2 protein-coding genes are annotated in these 3,689 nt (G+C 62.0%); both read right to left on the minus strand.

The genetic code is table 11. The features are described from left to right. Nucleotides 1-200 precede the first annotated feature (200 nt). Nucleotides 201-3,092: an insulinase family protein gene (locus ABYO54_RS15160; RefSeq protein WP_372809078.1), complete on the minus strand. Its 2,892-nt coding sequence runs from the start codon at nt 3,090-3,092 to the stop codon at nt 201-203. A 130-nt stretch (nt 3,093-3,222) separates the two neighbouring features. Then, a partial coding sequence (locus ABYO54_RS15165) for a 6-phosphogluconolactonase (protein ID WP_372809079.1) occupies nt 3,223-3,689 on the minus strand: 467 nt, incomplete at its 5' end.

The following is a 3,689-nucleotide window of genomic DNA, read 5'->3' on the forward strand; positions in this document are numbered from 1 at the left end:
AGAGCACCGTGCTACGCAGAACGGTCCTCTGGGCCGTTTCCGCGCAAACCGCGCGTATCGGTTGAATACGAAAAAAGCGGAGCCTCGGCACCGCTTTTTTCGTATTCAACCGATTCGCGCGGTTTGCGCGGAAACGGCCCAGAGGACCGTTCTGCGTAGCACGGTGCTCTGCGCCGTGTCCTCCCGTCGACCGGCGGTTTCTACATCACCTTGGTTTTGGTTGCGAGCCCGGCGCGGTCTGCGGTTTCCGGCGAGCAGAGGACGGCGATGGCGCATTTCTCGAAGGCCTGGTTGAGCGTTTCGCCGAAGGCGTTGAAGTGTTCCTGGGTGGTGGCCAGCACTTCGTCGCGCAGTTGCTGGCGCTCTTCGTCGGTGTAGTCGAGCAGGTAGCGCAGGCAGCTGGAAAAACCCTTGGCGTCCGGCAGCTGGTAGGCGTCAAGCGTGCCAATGGCGCCGATGAGCGCGCGGGTCAGTTCGTCTTCGCTGAGCTGCAGGTTCTTGAGATAGTCGCCGGTCGCCTTGTAGGTGGCCAGCGAGTTTTCGAGCTTGGGGTCGCGGTAGGAGGCGAAGGCGAAGACGCCGGAGCGCTGGTCGAACGCGCACATGCCGCCGTAGGCGCCGCCCTGGACCCGGATCTTTTCCCAGAGCCAGGCGGTTTGCAGGTAGCGGGTGATGACCAGCGCCGAGCCGTGCATCTTGTAGCCGACGTCGAACAGGTTGGCGGCGCAACCGACATAGTTGACCATCGTCGGCGCGGTCAGCGCTTCGGATTCGGGCAGCTTGCCGGGCGTCCATTCCTTGATTTCGAACGATCCGTTGGCGGGCAGGTTTTCGACGAAACGGTCGAGCGCATGGAGCACCTCCGGCATGGACGCCGGGTCGACCGTGACGTTGATGACGATGTTTTTGCGGTGGAGCAGGGTTTGGCGGATCTTTTCGAGCCGCGCAAGGATGGAGTCCCAGTCCTTTTCCATATCCGCCGCCAGCTTGCGGATGAAGAAGAGGGCTTCGATGCCCCCCATCTGTTCGCTGGCCCAGTGCGCCTCGTTATGGTGCGCCTTGAGGCGGGTCATGACGGCGGAATGACCGCGTGGAACGACGCCCGTCTCGAGTTCGGATTTATGTTCGAGCACGATTTGCTTGAAGCGCTCCTGGTCGTCGAAGTTGGGCTGGAGCAGGACATCGTGCAGGATGTCGAGCAGCTCCGTGCATTGGTTGGCCATGCACTTGCCGCGCAGGAAGAAACGGGTGATGCCGCGGTTGGAGTCCTCCACGGGCGAAAGGAACGGCGAGCCGTAGACGCCGCCCGTTTTCTTGGCGATGCGCTGGGAGAGCGCGACATAGTCTTCGTTGCGGGTGCCCATTTCGAGCAGGATGCTGCCGAGCAGCGCGGCATAGGGGAGGTCCGTCTGGTCGAGGCTGTGGAGGTCGAGGGCGACGTCGAGATAGAGGATGCCGTTGGTGAACAGGTTGTGCTGCACAATGGTTGCGCCCTGCACTTCGGTCACCGCGCGCTCGATCACGCGCATGTTTTTATCGAGGTCGTTGCGGCTCAGCAGCGGAATGCTGGCCAGCGCCTCTTCGGGGTCGGGGGTTTCCTGCATTTCCAGCAACCGTTTGGTGTCGTCCACGATCCGGTTGAGCGTGGCGGCATCCATTCCGGCCCGGAGCGCGGCGAGGCGCTCTTTCTCCTCGGCTTCGACCCGGGCGGCTTGTTCGGCGTCCGGCACGAGGGTGACGGTGGAGCGGTGGGGGTTGTCGATGAAGTGCGCGCGGATGAGGTTTTCGAAATAGCCCTTTTTCAGGGCATTGGTTTTGAGCGTTTGCAGGGGTTCTTCGAAGGCGATGAGTTCGAGCGGATCGGCTCCGTAGTTCCAGGCGTTGAGCGATTTGAGCCAGAGCGACAGGCCGCGTGGGAAGCCGCCGGAGTTGTTTTCGCGCAGCTCGAACTCGAAGGTGTTGAGTGCGGCTTCGATGTCGTCCATCGATACGCCGTGGTCGGCCAGTTCCTTGAAGGTGGCGTGGACGAGCGCCTCCGCCTTGGCCAGGTCGTCGTGCTCGACGCCCTTGAGGCCGATGGAATACATCATCTGGAGCATGTGGGTTTCGAGCCCGCCGCCTGTAAGGTCTTCGCCGAGGCCGGATTCGATCAGCGCCTTGCGCAGCGGCGAGGCGGGGGTGCCGAGCAGGATGTGGTCGAGCAGATTCATGGCGAAGACGGTCTCGGCATCGGTCGGGGAGGGGAGCATCCAGTTGACGGCGAACATCGGCTTCGGCGCCTCGTCGTCCGCCGAAACGGCGTAGGGTTGCTCCACCCGCACCGGGGCGGGCAGTGGCGGCTGCAGATCGATGCCGGACTTCGGCTCGATTTTTTCGTAGTCCTTCAAATATTCTTCCAGCAGGGCGAAGCGCTCCGCTTCGGGATCGTCGCCGTAGAAAAAGATGCGGGCGTTGGAGGGGTGGTAGAACGAATCGTGGAACGCCTGGAACTGTTCGTAGGTCAGATCGGGGATATGGCGCGGGTTGCCGCCCGAGTCCTTGCCGTAGGTGGTGTCGGGGAAGAGCGACTGTTGCGAGGCTTCCATCAACAGGGAGTCGGGCGAAGAGTAGACGCCCTTCATTTCGTTGTAGACCACGCCCTTGATCGTCAGCTCGTCCTCCGGCGACTCCAGTTCGTAGTGCCAGCCTTCCTGCATGAAAAAGTCCGGCGTGATGCGCGGGTGGAAGACGGCGTCGAGATAGACGTCCACCAGGTTGTGGAAATCCTTGAGGTTTTGGCTGGCGACCGGGTAGCAGGTTTTATCCGGGTAGGTGAAGGCGTTGAGGAAGGTTTGCAACGACCCCTTCAGCAGCTGGACGAACGGATCTTTGACCGGATACTTGCGCGAACCGCACAGGACCGTGTGCTCCAGAATGTGCGCGATCCCCGTCGAATCCGAGGGCGGCGTGCGGAACGCGATCCCGAAACACTTGTTTTCGTCGTCGTTCTCCATCGAAAGAATCTCCGCCCCCGTCGGGACATGGCGGTAGATCTTCGCCATCGTGTTCAATTCCTTCACTTCTTCGGTGCGCACCAACTCAAAATTCTTCATTCACAGCTCCATGGTTGAGTCGGGAATGATTACTGAAATGGTCGACGGGAAGCGAATGCATTCAACGGTTTTTAGCTCGCGCGCGGCGCATGGCGGGCGGTTTTCGGCTCGAGCGTGATTCCGCCGTCCGTCAAGAATCGGGCTGAAGGTCGAGGTCGGTCCAGAGCTCGACGTTGGGGTGGTTGGCGAGGGCGATTCCGGCGGGGATGGTTTGCGGGGCGGTGAGCAGGGTGTCGATAATCTCCCGCTTGGATTCGCCCGTGACGAGCAGGATGATGCGCTCGACCCGTTTCAGAAAGGCGGGGGTGACGCTGACGCCCTGCATGCCGTCGGGGCGGTCGGTGTGGAGCGCCAGCGGGCCCTCCTTCAGGTTGGCCTGCTGTTTTGTGAAGAAGCCGGCAGTATGGCCGTCGCTCCCCATGCCGAGCAGGCCGAGGTCCACCCGTTGCATGCGTTCGAGCCCTTCCTCGAACTTGGCGGCGGCGGCCCGCGGCGACAGCTTGGTGTCGACCTGCAGGAAGTGGCCGTGGCAATCGAGCGCCTGAAGCAGGGGGAGCAGGTTGTGGGCGTTGTTCTTTTCGGAACTGAACGGTTCCA

This window comes from Pontiella sp., from assembly GCF_041622395.1.
Taxonomy (GTDB): Bacteria; Verrucomicrobiota; Kiritimatiellia; order Kiritimatiellales; family Pontiellaceae; genus Pontiella.